18 protein-coding genes are annotated in these 17,316 nt (G+C 64.8%); 3 read left to right on the forward strand and 15 right to left on the reverse strand.

The features are described from left to right. Positions 1-280: 280 nt before the first annotated feature. Positions 281-802, reverse strand: a complete 522-nt coding sequence (gene rplS / locus DPM35_RS18295) for a 50S ribosomal protein L19 (protein ID WP_042645484.1) — start codon at positions 800-802, stop codon at positions 281-283. A 367-nt stretch (positions 803-1,169) separates the two neighbouring features. Between rplS and DPM35_RS18300 the strand changes: the two genes are divergently transcribed. Next, positions 1,170-1,922: a sulfite exporter TauE/SafE family protein gene (locus DPM35_RS18300; RefSeq protein ID WP_112128685.1), complete on the forward strand. Its 753-nt coding sequence runs from the start codon at positions 1,170-1,172 to the stop codon at positions 1,920-1,922. 12 nt (positions 1,923-1,934) lie between these two features. Here the strand turns inward: DPM35_RS18300 and trmD are convergent, their stop codons facing one another. Then, a complete protein-coding gene (trmD, locus tag DPM35_RS18305) occupies positions 1,935-2,630 on the reverse strand; it encodes a tRNA (guanosine(37)-N1)-methyltransferase TrmD (protein WP_112128686.1) in 696 nt (231 codons plus the stop codon). Continuing rightward, positions 2,627-3,223: a ribosome maturation factor RimM gene (gene rimM, locus DPM35_RS18310; RefSeq protein WP_112128687.1), complete on the reverse strand. Its 597-nt coding sequence runs from the start codon at positions 3,221-3,223 to the stop codon at positions 2,627-2,629. Before rimM ends, trmD begins: the two co-directional genes overlap by 4 nt. A gap of 97 nt (positions 3,224-3,320) precedes the next feature. Between rimM and DPM35_RS18315 the strand changes: the two genes are divergently transcribed. Together DPM35_RS18315 and DPM35_RS18320 are read left to right on the forward strand one after the other, a co-directional pair. Beyond that, on the forward strand, positions 3,321-4,259 hold the full coding sequence (locus tag DPM35_RS18315) for a tyrosine recombinase XerC (protein WP_112129084.1): 939 nt from the start codon (positions 3,321-3,323) through the stop codon (positions 4,257-4,259). Between the two features lie 329 nt (positions 4,260-4,588). Further along, entirely contained in the window at positions 4,589-5,653 is a 1,065-nt protein-coding gene (locus DPM35_RS18320) for a TraB/GumN family protein (protein ID WP_112129085.1), read from the forward strand. A 233-nt stretch (positions 5,654-5,886) separates the two neighbouring features. On the opposite strand, the gene DPM35_RS32450 is transcribed toward DPM35_RS18320, so the two are convergent. The 12 genes from DPM35_RS32450 to sucC form a co-directional block, all read right to left on the reverse strand. Beyond that, positions 5,887-6,204, reverse strand: a complete 318-nt coding sequence (locus tag DPM35_RS32450) for a hypothetical protein (RefSeq protein WP_181592063.1) — start codon at positions 6,202-6,204, stop codon at positions 5,887-5,889. Between the two features lie 183 nt (positions 6,205-6,387). After that, positions 6,388-7,794, reverse strand: coding sequence for a dihydrolipoyl dehydrogenase (gene lpdA / locus DPM35_RS18330; protein WP_112128689.1), 1,407 nt, complete (start codon positions 7,792-7,794; stop codon positions 6,388-6,390). 25 nt (positions 7,795-7,819) lie between these two features. Then, positions 7,820-8,575 (reverse strand): SDR family oxidoreductase, encoded by a 756-nt coding sequence (locus DPM35_RS18335; protein WP_112128690.1) that lies wholly within the window; start codon positions 8,573-8,575, stop codon positions 7,820-7,822. Then, the gene (locus tag DPM35_RS18340) at positions 8,572-9,084 is read right to left on the reverse strand and encodes a hypothetical protein (RefSeq protein ID WP_112128691.1); all 513 of its coding nucleotides are present in this window, start codon (positions 9,082-9,084) and stop codon (positions 8,572-8,574) included. The genes DPM35_RS18335 and DPM35_RS18340 overlap by 4 nt, the downstream gene beginning before the upstream one ends. Positions 9,085-9,119: 35 nt before the next feature. After that, entirely contained in the window at positions 9,120-10,394 is a 1,275-nt protein-coding gene (gene odhB, locus DPM35_RS18345) for a 2-oxoglutarate dehydrogenase complex dihydrolipoyllysine-residue succinyltransferase (RefSeq protein WP_112128692.1), read from the reverse strand. A 45-nt stretch (positions 10,395-10,439) separates the two neighbouring features. Next, complete coding sequence (locus DPM35_RS18350; protein WP_112128693.1) at positions 10,440-13,427, reverse strand: 2-oxoglutarate dehydrogenase E1 component; 2,988 nt, start codon at positions 13,425-13,427, stop codon at positions 10,440-10,442. Positions 13,428-13,554: 127 nt separating this feature from the next. After that, positions 13,555-14,457: a succinate--CoA ligase subunit alpha gene (sucD, locus tag DPM35_RS18355; RefSeq protein WP_112128694.1), complete on the reverse strand. Its 903-nt coding sequence runs from the start codon at positions 14,455-14,457 to the stop codon at positions 13,555-13,557. A gap of 27 nt (positions 14,458-14,484) precedes the next feature. Then, positions 14,485-14,901 carry a PIN domain-containing protein gene (locus DPM35_RS18360; protein WP_112128695.1) on the reverse strand — a complete coding sequence of 139 codons (417 nt, stop codon included), beginning with the start codon at positions 14,899-14,901 and terminating at the stop codon, positions 14,485-14,487. Further along, positions 14,828-15,133 (reverse strand): hypothetical protein, encoded by a 306-nt coding sequence (locus DPM35_RS32195; RefSeq protein WP_146767964.1) that lies wholly within the window; start codon positions 15,131-15,133, stop codon positions 14,828-14,830. The genes DPM35_RS18360 and DPM35_RS32195 overlap by 74 nt, the downstream gene beginning before the upstream one ends. A gap of 83 nt (positions 15,134-15,216) precedes the next feature. Next, positions 15,217-15,714: a DUF1579 family protein gene (locus tag DPM35_RS18365; RefSeq protein WP_112128696.1), complete on the reverse strand. Its 498-nt coding sequence runs from the start codon at positions 15,712-15,714 to the stop codon at positions 15,217-15,219. 3 nt (positions 15,715-15,717) lie between these two features. Beyond that, complete coding sequence (locus DPM35_RS18370) at positions 15,718-16,089, reverse strand: cupin domain-containing protein (protein WP_112128697.1); 372 nt, start codon at positions 16,087-16,089, stop codon at positions 15,718-15,720. Positions 16,090-16,093: 4 nt separating this feature from the next. Next, positions 16,094-17,287 (reverse strand): ADP-forming succinate--CoA ligase subunit beta, encoded by a 1,194-nt coding sequence (gene sucC / locus DPM35_RS18375; RefSeq protein ID WP_112128698.1) that lies wholly within the window; start codon positions 17,285-17,287, stop codon positions 16,094-16,096. Positions 17,288-17,316 lie beyond the last annotated feature (29 nt).

Below are 17,316 nucleotides of genomic sequence, written 5' to 3' on the forward strand. Positions count from 1 at the left end.
CCGTTACCTCGGCCGTGGAGTGCAGCGGGGCAGAATTCTGCACCGTTGCGGCGCTCAAATGTCACGGAATGGATCCTCGGGTCTGCGCTGCGTCGCTACGCTCCTTGCTTCGCCCGTGGATGACGAAGCTTAGACGTTTCAGCCAACCGCCAACGCATGCGGTGCGCGAACGCAGGTAGTACAGGAAACTGAGCGATCAGGAGCCGGAGGGGTGGGCTCTTCCCCCAAAACGAAAAAGGCGGCCGAAGCCGCCTTTCCGAACCAATGCTGTCGAAGCGCCTTATTCGGCCGAAGCAGCCTCGGCTGCGGCCTTCTTCTCGGCGGCTTCCTTGGCGGCCGTCTCGGCGGCCAGCGCCTGGGCGGCGGCGACCTTCTCGGCCTCGATGCGGGCGCGCTCGGCGTTCAGTGCATCACGCTCTTCGTCGTTCAGCTTGCGGGCGCGCACGCCGGTGTTTTCCGAAATGCGGGCCGACTTGCCGCGACGGTCGCGCAGGTAATAGAGCTTGGCGCGGCGCACCTTGCCGCGGCGCACGATCTCGACGCCCTCGACCATCGGCGAGTAGACCGGGAAAACGCGCTCGACGCCTTCGCCGTAGGAAATCTTGCGGACGGTGAAATTCTCCTGGAAGCCGGAGCCGGAGCGGGCGATGACGACGCCCTCATAGGCCTGGACGCGGGTGCGGCTGCCTTCGGTGACGCGCACCTGGACGCGCACTGTGTCGCCCGGCTGGAATTCGGGCAGCTTGCGCTTGGCTTCGATCTTGGCGGCCTGTTCGGCCTCGAGCTGACGGATGAGATCCATCTCAAATATCCACTTCTTGTTCTTCCGACAGTCAGAGCGTCCTCAACTCGCCTTGCAGTTCCAACGACCGCTCGGCTATGCCCTTTGTCGAAACATCGGGCAGGGACGGCTACACCGTCATTAGTTGACGGGTCCAGAAGATCGTTCTTCCGGTTCGGGCGGCGACATACAGCTATTTCGGCGCTTTGTCACGTCCAAATGCATGTCGCCCAGAAGTGTGCTCGGTTCTGGGGCGACGCCATGCATCGAAAAAGGACTTTGAGGCACATTTTTTGCGTCTCTGGTACCATCTTATTGCCTCGTGCCGGGTTGCGCGAGCACGCCAAGCTTTCTAAGCCGGGAAAGTGTATCCCCGGGCCTTCCCTCCATGACGTTCTCCGATGCCGTCCTGCTCTTCTTCGCGGGCCTTGCCTCCGGCGCCGCCAATGCGGTCGCCGGCGGCGGCACCTTCCTCACCTTCGGCGCCATGACGCTGGTTGGTCTGCCGCCGATCGTCGCCAATGCCACCTCCTCGGTGACGCAGCTGCCGGGCTACATCACCTCGACGCTCGCCTACTGGACCGATATCCGGCATTTCCGGCGCGGCGCCCTGCTGCTTTGCCTGATCTCGGCGCTCGGCGCGCTGGCTGGCTCGCTCATCCTGCTCGCCCTCTCCAACCCGTCGTTCCGCGCCCTTGTGCCCTGGCTGCTGATCGCCGCGACCGCGCTGTTCGCCGCCGGGCCGTGGCTGAAACCGGCGGCCGGCCCGGAGCACCAGGCCTCGGTCGGCTCGCTTGCCGGTTCGATCGCTCAATTCGCGACCGCGGTCTATGGCGGCTTCTTCGGCGCCGGCATGGGCGTGATGATGCTGGCCACGCTCGGCCTGACGCAGGCCGGCGATTACCACCGGCTCAATGCGTTGAAGAACATGTTGTCCATCGTGATCGCGGTTGTCGCCATCCTGGTGTTCGTTTCCGGGGGCGTCGTTGCCTGGCCGCAGGCGATCGTCATGATCCCGGGCGTGGCGCTCGGCGGCTATGCCGGTGTGTGGATCGCCAAGCGCGTGCCGCAAGGCCTGGTGCGCGGTTTCGTCGTCGCGGTCGGCCTGCTTTTGGCTTTCTACTATTTCACCAAAGGCTGAGAACCATCGCCGCTAACGGGGCGGAACGTTCGCCAGTAGGTCCGGCCGCCGTTCCCGCGTCAGCTTCTCCGCCTCCGCGCGCCGCCATTCGCCAATCTTCTTGTGGTTGCCGGAAATCAGCACGTCCGGAATCGGCCGGCCTTCGAACTCCTGCGGCCGCGTGTAGTGCGGATGCTCGAGCAGGCCGTTCTCGAAACTTTCCTCCTCGCCCGACACGGCATTGCCCATGACGCCCGGCAGCAGCCGCACCACGGCATCGAGCAGCACCAGCGCCGCCGGCTCGCCGCCCGACAGGATGAAATCGCCGATCGAGACCTCCTCCAGCCCGCGCGCCTCGATCAGCCGCTGGTCGACGCCCTCGAAGCGGCCACACAGGATGACGGCGCCAGGCCCGGCGGCAAGCTCCCGCACGCGCGCTTGCGTCAGCGGTTTGCCGCGCGGGCTCATCAGCAGCCTTGGGCGCGGGTCGCCCGGCGGCGAAGCATGGTCGATGGCTCTCGCCAGCACGTCGGCGCGCATCACCATGCCGGCGCCGCCGCCGGCCGGCGTATCGTCGACCGTGCGGTGCTTGTCGGTTGCGAAATCGCGGATCTGGATCGCCTCCAGCGACCATATGCCGGCCTCCAGCGCGCGGCCGGCCAGCGACAGGCCGAGCGCGCCCGGGAACATTTCCGGATAGAGCGTCAGCACCGAGGCGGCAAAGCTCACCGGTTGCCCCCGGCATCCTTCGGTCCGCGCGGCCTGCCCTTCGGGTCGAAGCCGGACCGTCCCGGCGCCTCGTTCTCCTCGTCATCGACCAGGCCGGCCGCCAGCGGATCGACCTCGACGAAACCGTCGGCGATCGCGACATGCGGCACCGCTGCCTGCGTGAACGGGATCAGCACGCCCTTGCGGCCGGCAAGCGTGACATCGAGAATGTCGCCGCCGCCGAAATTATGCACCGCGACGACCTTGCCGATGACACCGGTGTCGTCCCGGACGTCGAGGCCGATGAGGTCGGCATGATAGAACTCGTCCTCCTCGCCGTCGTCAGGAAGCATAGAGCGATCGACGAAAAGCTCGGTGCCGGCCAGCGCCTCGGCGGCGTTGCGGTCGTTGACGCCCTTGAAACGCACCACCACCACCGTCCCGGCAGGCCTGATATCGGTAATCTGGAAGGCGCGTCCATCCCTGGCATAGAGTGGGCCGTAATCGGCCAGCGCCAGCGGATCGCCGGTGAAGGTTTTCACCCTGAGTTCGCCCTTGATGCCGTGCGCGGCACCGATGACGGCCATCTGTACGGGGTTTTCAAGCTTCGACATCGCGGCATTTCCTTTGCCCTGCTCTAACGCCGCGCGGCGGCCATTTCAATGACGGCCTCTTCACCGCTTCCTAACCCGCGTGCATGACAATGCCGGCATGCAGGAATTCCTCATCCCGGCCAAACCCGATCTCCAGGCGGCGCGCGAGACCTGGCTGAAGACATTGGCGCATGAGCGCCGCCTGTCGCCGGAAACCGTCGAGGCCTATGAACGCGACACGCGCCAGTTCCTGCATTTCCTGACCGGACATTGCGGCGGCCCGCCGGGCATTTCCGACCTCGCGGACCTGCGCCCCGCCGACTTGCGCGGCTTCCTCGCCAAGCGCCGCAACGAAGGCGCCGGCGTCCGCACACTGGGGCGCGGCCTTGCCGGCATCCGCTCGCTGCTGCGCTTTCTCGAAAAACGCGGCCTCGTCAACGCCGCGGGTGCCGTCGCTCTGCGCGCGCCGCGCCAGCCGAAATCGCTGCCCAAACCTCTGACGGCAAGCGACGCCAGAAAGGTCGTGGCGATGGAGGGTCAACTCGCCGAGGAACCCTGGATCGCAGCGCGCAACGCCGCCGTGCTGACGCTGCTCTACGGCTCCGGCCTGCGCATCTCCGAAGCGCTAGGCCTGACGGGCGCCGACCTCGCAACGGAAGCCGACACCGTGCTGCGCGTCACCGGCAAGGGCGGCAAGACGCGGCTGGTGCCGGTGCTGCCGGTGGCCCGCAACGCGGTGGCGGAATACCGCCGACTCTGCCCCTTCCACATCGGTCCCAAGGACCTCTTGTTCCGCGGCGCCCGTGGCGGCCCGCTCAACCCGGCCATCATCCAGCGCGAGATGGCGAAGCTGCGCTCGGCGCTGAACCTGCCCGACAGCGCAACGCCGCACGCCCTGCGGCACTCCTTCGCCACCCACCTGCTCGGCCGCGGCGGCGACCTGCGCACCATCCAGGAACTGCTCGGCCACGCCAGCCTGTCGACCACGCAGATCTACACCGGCGTCGACACCGCGAGGCTGCTCGACATCTACGAGAAGGCGCATCCACGGGCGTGAAGGCCTGACTTCGTCATACCAGGGCGGAGCAGGAGCGAAGCTCCGTCGCGGAGACCCTAGTATCCATGCCGTGACCTCGGCGCTCCGCAGCAGCGCAGAATTCTGCATCGCTGCATTCCTCGGCTCAGGTAACGGATTGGATCCTCGGGGTCTGCGCGCGTCGCTCCGCTCCTTGCTCCGCCCGTGGATGACGACGCGATGGGCGTTTCAGCCAATCGTCACGGTATTCGATCCGAAAACCGGAGCGAACGTCAAAACCGACCGCACCGGGGACAATTTCATTCTCCGGATTAACCGTTTTGCCGCTTTTCGGCGCTAAGACGCTTTCCATGAAACGCGTCATCGCCATCGCCGACCGCGCGGCCCTTGTCTCGTTGAAGCTGCTTGCGGCGCTCAACCTGCTGTTTTTCCTGTCTTTCCTCGTCGTCCTGCTGCTCGCAAGCCGGGCGCATGCCGAAGCGCCGAATTGCGCCGGCGCCGATCTGTTGGCCGCGCTGGAGAAGAACGATCCAGCCGCCTTCAAGAAGGTCGAGACCGAAGCCGCGGCCGTTCCGAACGGCAAGGGCCTGTTGTGGAAGCTGGAGAAGCCGGGCGAAAAACCGTCCTATCTGTTCGGCACCATGCACATGACCGACACCCGCGTCACCACGCTGCCGGCCGCCGCGCAGAAAGCCTATGACGGCGCCGGCACCGTCGTCATCGAAACCACCGATGCGATGGACAAGGCCAAGATGATGGCCGCGATGGCCAGCGAGCCCGGCCTGATGATGTTCACCGACAACACCACGCTGTCGTCGCTGCTGTCGCCGGATGATGCGGCGGCGCTGAACAAGGGACTCGATGCCCGCGGCATCCCGCCGGCGACGGTCGCCAAGATGAAGCCGTGGATCCTGTCGGCGATGATGGCGTTGCCGGCCTGCGAGGTGGCGCGCCAGTCCGCCGGCGAACCCGTGCTGGACGTCAAGCTTGCCTCCGACGCGAAGGCCTCGGGCAAGGATGTCGAAGGGCTGGAGACCGCTGTCGATCAGCTGCGCGCCATGGCCTCGCTGCCGCTCGAATTCCACATGAAGAGCCTAGTCGAGACGATGAAGCTCGGCGACAAGGTCAACGACGTCAACGAGACGATGATCGTGCTCTACCAGCGTGGCGAGGTTGGCATGTTCTGGCCACTCTTCAAGGCCGTCCTGCCGGACTCCTCGGACGACCAGGCCGGCTATGCCGCCTTCGAGCAGACCATGATCACCAGCCGCAACAAGGTGATGGCCGCGCACGCGGCGCCGATTTTGGCCAGGGGCAACGTCTTCATGGCTGTCGGCGCCATGCATCTTCCCGGTCCGGAAGGACTGGTCGAGGATTTTCGCAAGGCAGGGTATAGTGTTACCGCCGTCAACTGAGTCGTCTGGCGGCTGGTGGACCTGAAAACGCCGGTTTTTCAGCGCTTTCCGTCCGTTCGCGTGAAACCCGATGCGGGATCAGCGCGTTGATGGCTGTTATTTTGATGACTTTCATCCAAGGAGGACACGTTTCATGGCGAACCCTAACGACCCCTTCACCCCTTCGAGCCCGCCTCCCAGGTCGGGTGGCGGCGGCAGCGGGTGGCTGATCGCCCTTGTTGTCATTATCCTGGCTATTGTTGCGTATTATGTCTTTGGCAGAAGCGGCGGCGAGCATGCCCCGGCCCCGGCTGAACCGCCGGCCGCCAGCACGCCGGCACCCGCGCCTGCGACACCTGCTCCAGCACCCGCTCCGGCGCCAGCCCCGGCTCCTGCGCCCGCTCCGGCACCTGTGCCCGCTCCGGCACCTGCACCTGCACCTGCTCCGGCTCAGTAATCGGGCTGCAGCCTGAAAACGAACGGCCCGCCGAAAGGCGGGCCGTTTTGTTTGAAGGACCTTGCCGAGAGCCCACCTGCGCGTCGTCATCCTCGGGCTTGACCCGAGGATCCATTCCGTAACTTCCGTGCAAGGTAAAACGGAGCAGAACAAAGCCGCGCCGCGGCCACCGATAGATCTCCAGCGCAGCAACGCCTCGACGTAACGGAATGGATTCTATGGTCTGCGCTGCGTCGCTTCGCTCCTTGCTTCGCCATAGAATGACGAAGTCGCGAGGGTATGGCCCTTACTTACCGAACTAAATGTGGATCGGCTTGAAGAACGTGGCCAGCGCCGCTTCCTTCACCGCTTCCGACATCGTCGGGTGCGCATGGCAGGTGCGGGCGAGGTCTTCCGACGAGCCACCGAACTCCATCAGCACCGCCGCCTCGTGGATCATCTCGCCGGCGCCGAAGCCGACGATATGGACGCCGAGCACGCGGTCGCTGGCCTTGTCGGCCAGGATCTTCACGAAGCCGTCGGTGTGCAGCATGGCGCGCGCGCGGCCGTTGGCGCTGAACGGGAATTTGCCGACCTTGTAGTCGACGCCGGCCTTCTTCAGTTCCTCCTCGGTCCTGCCGACCGAGGCGATTTCCGGGCTGGTGTAGACCACGCTCGGGATGACGTCGTAGTTCACATGGCCGGCCTGGCCGGCGATGGTTTCGGCGACGGCCACGCCCTCGTCCTCGGCCTTGTGCGCCAGCATCGGGCCGGCGATCACGTCGCCGATGGCATAGATGCCGGGCACGTTGGTCCTCAGATGCCCGTCGGTCTTGACCCTGCCGCGCTCGTCGACCTCGACGCCGGCTTCCTTCAGCCCCAGGCTGTCGGCATAGGGGCGGCGTCCGGTAGCAACCAGCACCACGTCCGCCTCGATGGTTTCGGCCGCACCGCCCTTGACCGGCTCGAAGGTGACGGCGGCCCCCTTCTTGGCCTTGGCGACGCCAGTGACCTTGGCGCCAAGCTTGAACTCGAAGCCCTGCTTGGAGAGCAGCCGCTGGAACTGCTTCGACACCTCGCCGTCCATGCCGCCCAGGATGTTGTCGAGGAACTCGACCACCGTGACCTTGGCGCCGAGCCTGGCCCACACCGAGCCGAGCTCCAGCCCGATGACGCCGCCGCCGACCACCACGAGATGCTCCGGCACCTTGGCCAGCGACAGCGCGCCGGTGGAAGACACGATCACCTTCTCGTCGAAATCGACCTTGACGCCCGGAATGCCGGCGACGTCCGAGCCGGTGGCGATGACGATGTTCTTGGTCTCGATCTCCTCGACCTTGCCGTCCTCGCCGGTCACCGACACCTTGCCGGCGGAAATCACCTTGCCGGTGCCGCGGAAGGAATCGATCTTGTTCTTCTTGAACAGGAAGGCGACGCCGTTGACGTTTGACGCCACCGTCGTGTCTTTATGCGCCATCATCTTCTTCAGATTGAGCTTCGGGGCCGGTATCTCGACGCCCAGCGTATCGAAGGCATGGCCGGCCTCGGCGAACATCTCGGAGGCGTAGAGCAGTGCCTTAGACGGGATGCAGCCGATGTTGAGGCAGGTGCCGCCGAAGGTGGCGTTCTTCTCGACCACCGCCGTCTTCAGCCCGAGCTGCGCCGCCTTGATGGCGCAGACATAGCCGCCTGGCCCCGATCCGATGATAACGACGTCATAAGCCATAATAGAAATCCTTCTTATCCGGCCTTCAACGGCCGCCGCTCACATTGAGGATCGCGCCCGTTATATAGGAGGCCGCGTCCGACAGAAGATAGAGAACCGCGCTCGCGACTTCGTCCGCCGTGCCGGCGCGTTTCATCGGCAGCAGATCCTGCATCCGCGCCACGCGGTCCGGCTGCCCGCCGGAGGCATGGATTTCGGTCTCGGTGATGCCGGGGCTGACCGCATTGACGCGGATGCCTTCCAGCGCGACTTCACGCGCGAGCCCGATCGTCAGCGTATCGATCGCGCCCTTGGAGGCGGCATAGTCGACATATTCGCCGGGCGAGCCCAGCCTGGCGGCGGCAGATGAGATGTTGACGATGGCGCCACCCTTGCCGCCATGCCGCGTCGACATGCGCTTCATCGCCTCGCGCGCACAAAGGAACGAGCCGACCACGTTGATGCGCATCATGCGCTCCAGCCGCTCGACACTCATCTCGTCGACGCGCGCCTTGAGGTCGACGATACCGGCATTGTTGACGAAGGCGTCAAGCCGGCCGAAGGCCCGGTCTACCGCTTCGAACATCGCTATCACATCGGCCTCGCTGCCGACATCACCCTTGACCGCAAAGGCCTCGCCGCCGGCCGCTTCGAGCTCGGCGACCAGCGCTTCCGCCGCGACCTGGTTGGAGACGTAATTCACCGCCACCCGGTAGCCGGCCTGGTTCGCCTGCCGGCAAATCGCCGCGCCGATGCCGCGGCTGCCACCGGTGACCAGCAGCGTCTTTTTCTCGGCGATCATTCCTGGCAGCCTTTCAGCACGAAGATGTCCCATGGCACTTTCGAAAAGCCGGCGGGGCCATAGGCGGCCGACATTTCGAGCGACGGCCCGAGATCGGGCAGGATCAGGTTTTTCGGCGCGTCGGCGCCTTCGGCCGGCAACAGCCCGACGCCGCCCTTGTCATCGGCGCTGTAGATGACGCCTTCCCAGACCGTGCAGGCGGCGAGCTCCTCGCCGGTGACGTCGCCCGTCGGGCATTTGTACATCAGCGAGCCATGCGGCCGCGCCGCGGAACCCTCGGTCCACATGGCGATGCCGTCGAGCACGGTGTTGTTGTCGAGGATCATGCGGAAGGCATTGGTGATCGTCGCCGAGGTGCCGGCCGGGGTGAAGTCGATCTCGGCGCCGCTCTGCGCCTCGCTATAGACGGCAAGCTGGATCGGGCAGCCGGCATGGGCGCTGGACGCCACGAGAGTCACGCCGGCTACAAGGGCGACCGTTTTCGCGGCACCGAGCAGACGGGCTTTCATTCGCCGCTCCGGCCGCGAGCCGTCATGAGCCACCTTTAGAGATCGAGCACCAGCCGCTCGGGATCCTCCAGGCTTTCCTTGACGCGCACCAGGAAGGTCACCGCTTCCTTGCCGTCGACGATGCGGTGATCGTAGCTGAGCGCCAGGTACATCATCGGACGGATGACGATCTGGCCGCCGACCACCACCGGCCGGTCCTGGATCTTGTGCATGCCGAGGATGCCGGACTGCGGCGCATTCAGGATCGGCGTCGACATCAGTGAGCCGTAGACACCGCCATTGGAGATGGTGAAGGTGCCGCCCTGCATATCCGCCACCGAAAGCTTGCCGTCGCGTGCGGCGAGGCCAAGCCGGCCGATCTCCTTCTCGATCTCGGCGATCGACATCTGGTCGGCGTCGCGCACCACCGGCACCACCAGGCCCTTGTCGGTCCCGACGGCGACGCCGACATGGGCAAAGTTCTTGTAGATGATGTCGGTGCCGTCGATCTCGGCATTGACCGCCGGGATCTCCTTCAGCGCATGGGTCACCGCCTTGGTGAAGAAGCCCATGAAGCCGAGCTTCACGCCATGCTTCTTCTCGAACACGTCCTTGTACTTGGCCCTGAGCGCCATCACCGCGCTCATATCCACCTCGTTGAAGGTGGTGAGCATGGCGGCGGTGGACTGCGCTTCCTTCAAGCGGCGCGCGATGGTCTGGCGCAGCTTCGTCATGCGCACGCGCTCCTCGCGCGGCGCATCCTCGGCCGTGGACGGCGCGCGGGCAACGACCGGCGCAGGTGCCGCCTTCGGCGTCTCGGCCGGCTGCGAGGGCGCGCCCTTGGCGATGGCGTCGAGCACGTCGCCCTTCAGCACCTGACCGCGCTTGCCCGAACCGGAGAGCTGGTCGACCGAGAGATTGTGCTCGGCGATCAGCTTCGCGGCAGACGGCGCCGGCGGCATGGTGCGCGGCTCGATCGGGCCGGCGTCGCCGGCGACCTTGGCGGTCTCGGCGGCGGCCTGCTTGACCGTGGAAGCGGCATCCGGGCTGGAAGCCTGCGCCACCGCCTGCGGCTTCGTGGCCGGGGCCGCGCCGCCCGCCGAAATCGAGCCGAGCAGCGCGCCGACATTGACCGTCTCGCCTTCCTTGACGGTGATCTCGGCCAGCGTTCCGGCGCCCGCGGCGGGCACTTCCACCGTCACCTTGTCGGTTTCGAGCTCGACCAGCGGCTCGTCGGCGGCGATCGTGTCGCCGACTTTCTTGAACCACTTGCCGACGGTCGCCTCGGTGACGGATTCACCCAGAGTGGGGACGCGGATTTCGGTAGCCATTGTGCCTGTCCGTTCTCTTGTCTTCTTGAGGTCTGTTTCGTCAGGTTATTCGCCGAGAGCGTCGTCGAGCAGCGCCGCCAGCTGGCTGAGATGCTTCGACATCAGGCCGGTTGCCGGCGACGCCGAAGCTGGCCGCCCGGTGTAGCGCACCCGCTGATGCTTGGCGTCGATATGCGCCAGCACCCATTCAAGATAGGGGTCGATGAACGACCAGGCGCCCATGTTCTTGGGCTCCTCCTGGCACCACACCATCTCCGCATTGCGGAAGCGTGACAATTCGGTGATCAGCGCCTTGGCCGGGAACGGATAGAGCTGTTCGACGCGCAGAAGATAGATGTCGTTGATGCCGCGCTTCTCGCGCTCTTCGTAAAGGTCGTAATAGACCTTGCCCGAGCACAGCACGACGCGGCGGATCTTGGAGTCCTTCACCAGCTTGATCGCCTGGTTCGGCAACAGCTGGGCGTCGTCCCACAGCAGGCGGTGGAACGAGCTCTCGCCCGACATCTCCGACAGCATCGACACCGCCCGCTTGTGGCGCAGCAGCGACTTCGGCGTCATCAGGATCAGCGGCTTGCGGAAGTCGCGCTTCAGCTGCCGGCGCAGGATATGGAAATAGTTGGCCGGCGTGGTGACGTTGGCCACCTGCATGTTGTCTTCCGCGCAGAGCTGCAGGAAGCGCTCGAGGCGCGCCGACGAATGCTCCGGCCCCTGGCCTTCATAGCCATGCGGCAACAGGCAGACGAGGCCCGACATGCGCAGCCACTTGCGCTCGCCGGACGAGATGAACTGGTCGAACACCACCTGGGCGCCATTGGCGAAGTCGCCGAACTGCGCTTCCCAAAGCGTCAGCGCCTTGGGCTCGGCCAGGCTGTAGCCATATTCGAAGCCAAGCACCGCCTCTTCCGACAGCATCGAGTTGATCACCTCGTAGCCGGCCTGCGCCGCCGAGAGGTTGTTGAGCGGGATGTAGCGGGTTTCGTCGCGCTGGTCGTAAAGCACCGAATGGCGCTGCGAGAAGGTGCCGCGCTCCGAATCCTGGCCGGAAAGCCGGATCGGGTTGCCGTCGAGCAGGATGGCGCCGAAGGCCAGCGCCTCCGCGGTCGACCAGTCGATGCCTTCGCCGGACTCGATCGCCTGGCGGCGGTTTTCGAGGAAGCGCAGGATCGTCTTGTGCGCCTCGAAATCCTTCGGCACCTCGGTCAGCTTCTTGCCGATCTCCTTTAGCGTGCGAACCGGCACGGCCGTCTTGCCGCGCCGTTGTTCATCCTGGTTGTCGGCGGTGCGCAGGCCGGACCACGCGCCGTCCAGCCAATCGGCCTTGTTTGGCTTGTAGCTCTGCCCGACTTCCCATTCGGCTTCCAGATGCGCGCGCCAGTCGGCCCGCATCTTGTCGACCTCAGCCTGGGTGACGTGGCCTTCGGCGATCAGCCGGTCGGCATAGATCTGGACCACCGTCTTGTGGGTACGGATGTTGCGGTACATGATCGGCTGGGTGAAGGCCGGCTCGTCGCCCTCATTGTGGCCGAAGCGGCGGTAGCAGAACATGTCCACCACCACCGGCTTGTGGAACTTCATGCGGAACTCGGTCGCGACCTTGGCGGCGTGCACCACGGCCTCCGGGTCGTCGCCGTTGACGTGGAAGATCGGCGCCTCGATCATCTTGGCCACATCCGACGGATAGGGCGAGGAGCGCGAGAAACGCGGATTGGTGGTGAAGCCGATCTGGTTGTTGATGATGACGTGCAGCGTGCCGGCGACGCGGTGGCCACGCAGGCCCGACAGGCCGAGGATTTCGGCGATCACGCCCTGGCCGGCGAATGCGGCGTCGCCATGCAAAAGCAGCGGCAACACCTTGGCGCGCTCCGACAGCGGCACGACCTCGCCACGCTCGCGGCCGGCGAGCTGGTCCTGCTTGGCGCGCGCCTTGCCCATCACCACCGGATCGACGATTTCAAGATGCGAGGGGTTGGCGGTCAGCGACAGATGCACCTTGTTGCCGTCGAACTCGCGGTCCGACGAGGCGCCGAGATGGTACTTGACGTCGCCCGAGCCTTCGACCTCGTCGGGCGCGGCCGAGCCGCCCTTGAATTCGTGGAAGATGGCGCGGTGGGGCTTCGCCATCACCTGCGAAAGCACGTTGAGGCGGCCGCGATGCGCCATGCCGAGCACGATTTCCTTGAGACCGAGCTGGCCGCCGCGCTTGACGATCTGCTCCAGCGCCGGGATCAGCGATTCACCGCCGTCGAGGCCGAAGCGCTTGGTGCCCTTGTACTTGACGTCGATATACTGCTCGAAGCCCTCGGCCTCGATCAGCTTGGACAGGATCGCCTTCTTGCCGGTGGCGGTGAAGGTGATCTCCTTGTCGGCGCCTTCGATGCGCGCCTGGATCCACGCCTTCTCTTCCGGATCGGAAATGTGCATGAACTCGACGCCCAGCGTCGAGCAATAGGTGCGGGTCAGGATGTCCAGCATCTGCCGGATCGTGCCGAATTCCAGGCCCAGCACATTGTCGAGGAAAATCGGCCGGTCGTAATCGGCTTCGGTGAAGCCGTAATTCTCCGGCGACAGCTCATTATAATCCTCGAGCGGCTTAGCGATGCCGAGCGGATCGAGATTGGCATGCAGATGGCCGCGCATGCGAAAGGCGCGGATCATCATGATGGCGCGGACCGAATCGCGCGTCGCCTGGTGCACGTCGGCGTCGGAAAGCACGGCGCCGTTGACGATCGCCTTTTCCTTGACCTTCTTTTCGACCGCCTTTTCGACCAGGCCCCAATTGCCGTCGAGCGCCGAAACCAGTTCGCCATTGGCGGTGAGCGGCCAGGAGGGCTTCGCCCAGGAGGCGCCCTTGGCGTTCTTGCGCACATCGCCCGCGTCGTCCTTCAGCGCGGCGAAGAAATCCTGCCATTCCGGATCGACCGAAGCCGGATTGTCCTCATAGGCCGCGTAGAGCGCGTCGATATAGTCGGCATTGCCGCCATAGAGGAACGAGGTGAGCGAGAATTGGTCGTTGGCCTGATCTTGTCTTGCCATTTTTCGTCTGCGGAGCCTGGCTCCGTCTCCTTTTCAGAGCGAATAGGGAGTAGCGAATCGCGAGTGGGGCGACCCAGTCGCTGCGTTACTTTGTTTCCCTATTCGCTATTCACTATTCGCTACTCACTTAACCCTTGATCGCCTCGACCAGCGTCGTGCCGAGCCGAGCCGGCGACGGCGAAACCTTGATGCCGGCCGCTTCCATGGCCGCGATCTTGTCTTCCGCGCCGCCCTTGCCGCCCGAGATCACCGCGCCCGCATGGCCCATGGTGCGGCCGGCCGGCGCGGTGCGCCCGGCGATGAAGCCCGCCATGGGTTTCTTGCGGCCGCGCCTGGCTTCGTCCTTGAGGAACTGCGCGGCGTCTTCCTCGGCCGAGCCGCCGATCTCGCCGATCATGATGATCGACTTGGTCTCGTCGTCGGCGAGGAACATCTCCAGCACATCGATGAACTCGGTGCCCTTGACCGGGTCACCGCCGATGCCGACCGCCGTGGTCTGGCCGAGCCCGACATTGGTGGTCTGGAAGACTGCCTCATAGGTAAGTGTTCCCGAGCGCGAAACAACGCCCACCGAGCCCTTGCGGAAGATGTTGCCGGGCATGATGCCGATCTTGCATTCGTCGGGCGTCAGCACGCCCGGGCAGTTCGGGCCAATCAGCCGCGAGGTCGAGCGGTCGAGCCGCGCCTTGACCTTGACCATGTCCATCACCGGGATGCCTTCGGTGATGCAGACGATCAGCGGGATCTCGGCCTCGATCGCCTCGATGATGGCCTCGCCGGCGCCCGCCGGCGGCACATAGATGACCGAGGCGTTGGCGCCGGTCTTTGCCTTGCCCTCGGCAACCGTGGCGAAGATCGGCAGGCTCTCGCCCTTCGAGCCGGTCCAGGTCTCGCCGCCCTTCTTGGGATGGATGCCGCCCACCATCTTGGTGCCGTGATAGGCCAGCGCCTGCTCGGTATGGAACGTGCCGGTCTTGCCGGTCAGACCCTGAACCAGCACCTTGGTATTCTTGTCGACGAGAATGGACATGGGTGGAAACGCCTCTGACTTCAGCGATTAGAGAAAAGGATTGACGGCCCGGACAGAGCCGTAGACCTGGTTGTGGTTGAGATCTTCGGTGTAGAAGATCGGCGCGGCGAGATATTCCGCCGCTCCGAGCAGCGCGGCGTCGAAGTAGTGAATGCCGTAGCGCCGCGCGAGGTCCAATCCCGAGCGAACATAGCTTTCATCGACAGGCACCAAGGGGCAGGTTCCAAGGAGGACGAGCCATTGGTCGAGCAGGTCGTCCCCCAGGAGGGATTTCCCGCGAGCCACTGCGGTGAATTCGGCCAATGTCTGCCCTGACACGCCAAAGACAGTGTTCGATACCAGGTCTGCTGCGATCGGCGCGCGGCGTGGATCACGATTCTTCTCCGAAGCCGCGTAGATCAGGACGTTCGTGTCGAGAAAGCAGTCGATCTTCCCGGTCGGCATAGGCGTCCCTTCGATCCCACCTGTAAGGGGTGTCGGCGCTGTCGCTCCGTTTCGCGGCCTCGTCCATAAGTCGCTTCATTCCCGCCTTGGCCCAGGCAATCCGGTCTTCCTGCTCGACTTCATGCGCAAGCAGTGAACGAATGAGGGCGTTGAGCGTCGTCTTGCGACGTTCGGCAAGGCCTCGCGCCTGTTCAAGCAGAGTTTCGTCCATGGCCAGGGTGACGTTTTTCATCGTCCGTCTCCACATAAATACACAGGCATAATATGTGTGATTATGTGTATTCCTTCAACCGTCTTGCCTGCGATCTCCATCGCTCAGCCTTCCTTCGTCTCGGAAGGCGCAACGCGCCGATAGACGCCGCGCACCATGTCTTGCCATGCATTGCTGCCGGCGGGCTTGAACTGAAGTTTCATGCGATAGGTATCGGCGCCATCAAAACCATATGTCACACTGGCGGCGCCGCGCGGGGACGACCGCTCCAGGACCAGTTCATTGCCGTTCCACGTGCCGGTTGCCGGCGACATCGGCACGAACCCCATCGAGTCGAACTGATGCATGGTGACGAGGCCGTTCTGCTGATCGAAGCCGAACACATTATGCGCGCCGAACGAAACGGTGCCGTCGCGGCGCTGGCGATAGCGCTGCACCACTAACAGGCCGCCGAACTCAGCCTCGGCCAGCACTTCGGCAGTCGCCGCGCCGGCATCGGTCCATTGCGTCGCCGCGACCTCTTCCTCGCCGCGCCAGGCGCCGGCCAGCGCCTGCAGGCGTTGGTGAGCGTCCGAGAGGGAGGAGAAAGGTGACGCGTTCATGGCTCAGAGCCGCTTCAAATCGGTGACGGTGAGGTCACTCTGGGCATTGCCGGTGTTCAGGGTCGTCGCCGGCTCGAACATCAGCACGACCGGTTCGACGGTCAGCGAGCGCGGCCGGTGCTCTACGCCGCGCGGCACGACGATGAAATCGCCCTCGCCGAGCTCGACCGGCCCGTCGCGGAAATCGATCGCGATCCTGCCGCGCAGCACCAGGAAAGCCTCGTCTTCATGGTCATGCGCGTGCCAGTCGAAGACCTCGCCGAACTTGGCGACCTTGGCCTGGGCGTCGTTGACGTCGCCGGCGATATGCGGATCGAAGACCTTGGCGATCTTCTGATCCGCCGCCTCGACCAGGTTTATCTTGCGCGGAGGCATCCGCTCAGCCCTTCACCGCCTTGACGATCTTCTTGGCCGCGTCGTCGAGGTCGTCGGCGGAGACGACATTGAGGCCGCTGTCGTTGATGATCTTCTTGCCGAGCTCGGCATTGGTGCCTTCCAGACGCACCACCAGCGGCACCTTCAGCCCGACTTCCTTGACCGCCGCGATCACGCCCTCGGCGATGACATCGCACTTCATGATGCCGCCGAAGATATTGATCAGGATGCCTTCGACCGCCGGATCCTTGGTGATGATCTTGAACGCCGCCGTGACCTTTTCCTTCGAGGCGCCGCCGCCGACGTCGAGGAAGTTAGCCGGCTCAGCACCATAGAGCTTGATGATGTCCATCGTCGCCATGGCAAGGCCGGCGCCGTTGACCATGCAGCCGATATTGCCGTCGAGCGCGACATAGGCGAGGTCGTATTTCGACGCCTCGATCTCCTTCTCGTCCTCTTCGGTGGTGTCGCGCAGTTCCATCACGTCCGGGTGGCGGAACAGCGCGTTGTTGTCGAACGACACTTTCGCGTCGAGCACGCGCAGGTGTCCGTCCTTCATGACGATCAGCGGGTTGACCTCGAGCAGGCTCATGTCCTTCTCGACAAAGGCCTTGTAGAGCGTCGGGAACAGCGTGCCGCCGTCCTTTGCGGCATCGCCGTCGAGCTTCAGCGCGCTGTTGAGCGTCTTGACGTCATCCGCCGTCACGCCCTTTTCCGGATCGATGGCGACGGTGACGATCTTTTCCGGCGTGTCATGCGCGACCGTCTCGATGTCCATGCCGCCCTCGGTCGAGACGACGAAGGCGATGCGGCCGACGGAGCGATCGACAAGGATCGACAGGTAAAGCTCGCGGGCGATGTCGGCGCCGTCCTCGATATAGAGGCGGTTGACCTGCTTGCCGGCGGGGCCGGTCTGCTTGGTGACCAGCGTGTGGCCGAGCATCTCGTTGGCGTTGGCGACGACTTCGGCCGCCGACTTCGCCAGCCGAACGCCGCCCTTTGCGTCGGGGCCGAGCTCCTTGAACTTGCCCTTGCCTCGGCCGCCGGCATGGATCTGGCTCTTCACGACATAGAGCGGGCCGGGCAGCGCCTTTGCGGCGGCCTCCGCCTCGCTTGCCTTGAACACCGGAACGCCGCTTGCCACCGGCGCGCCGAACGTCTTCAGCAACGCCTTGGCCTGATACTCATGGATGTTCATGCGCTTGATCTCCGGGGAGGACGATTGCT

Source organism: Mesorhizobium atlanticum, assembly GCF_003289965.1.
Classification (GTDB): Bacteria; Pseudomonadota; Alphaproteobacteria; order Rhizobiales; family Rhizobiaceae; genus Mesorhizobium; species Mesorhizobium atlanticum.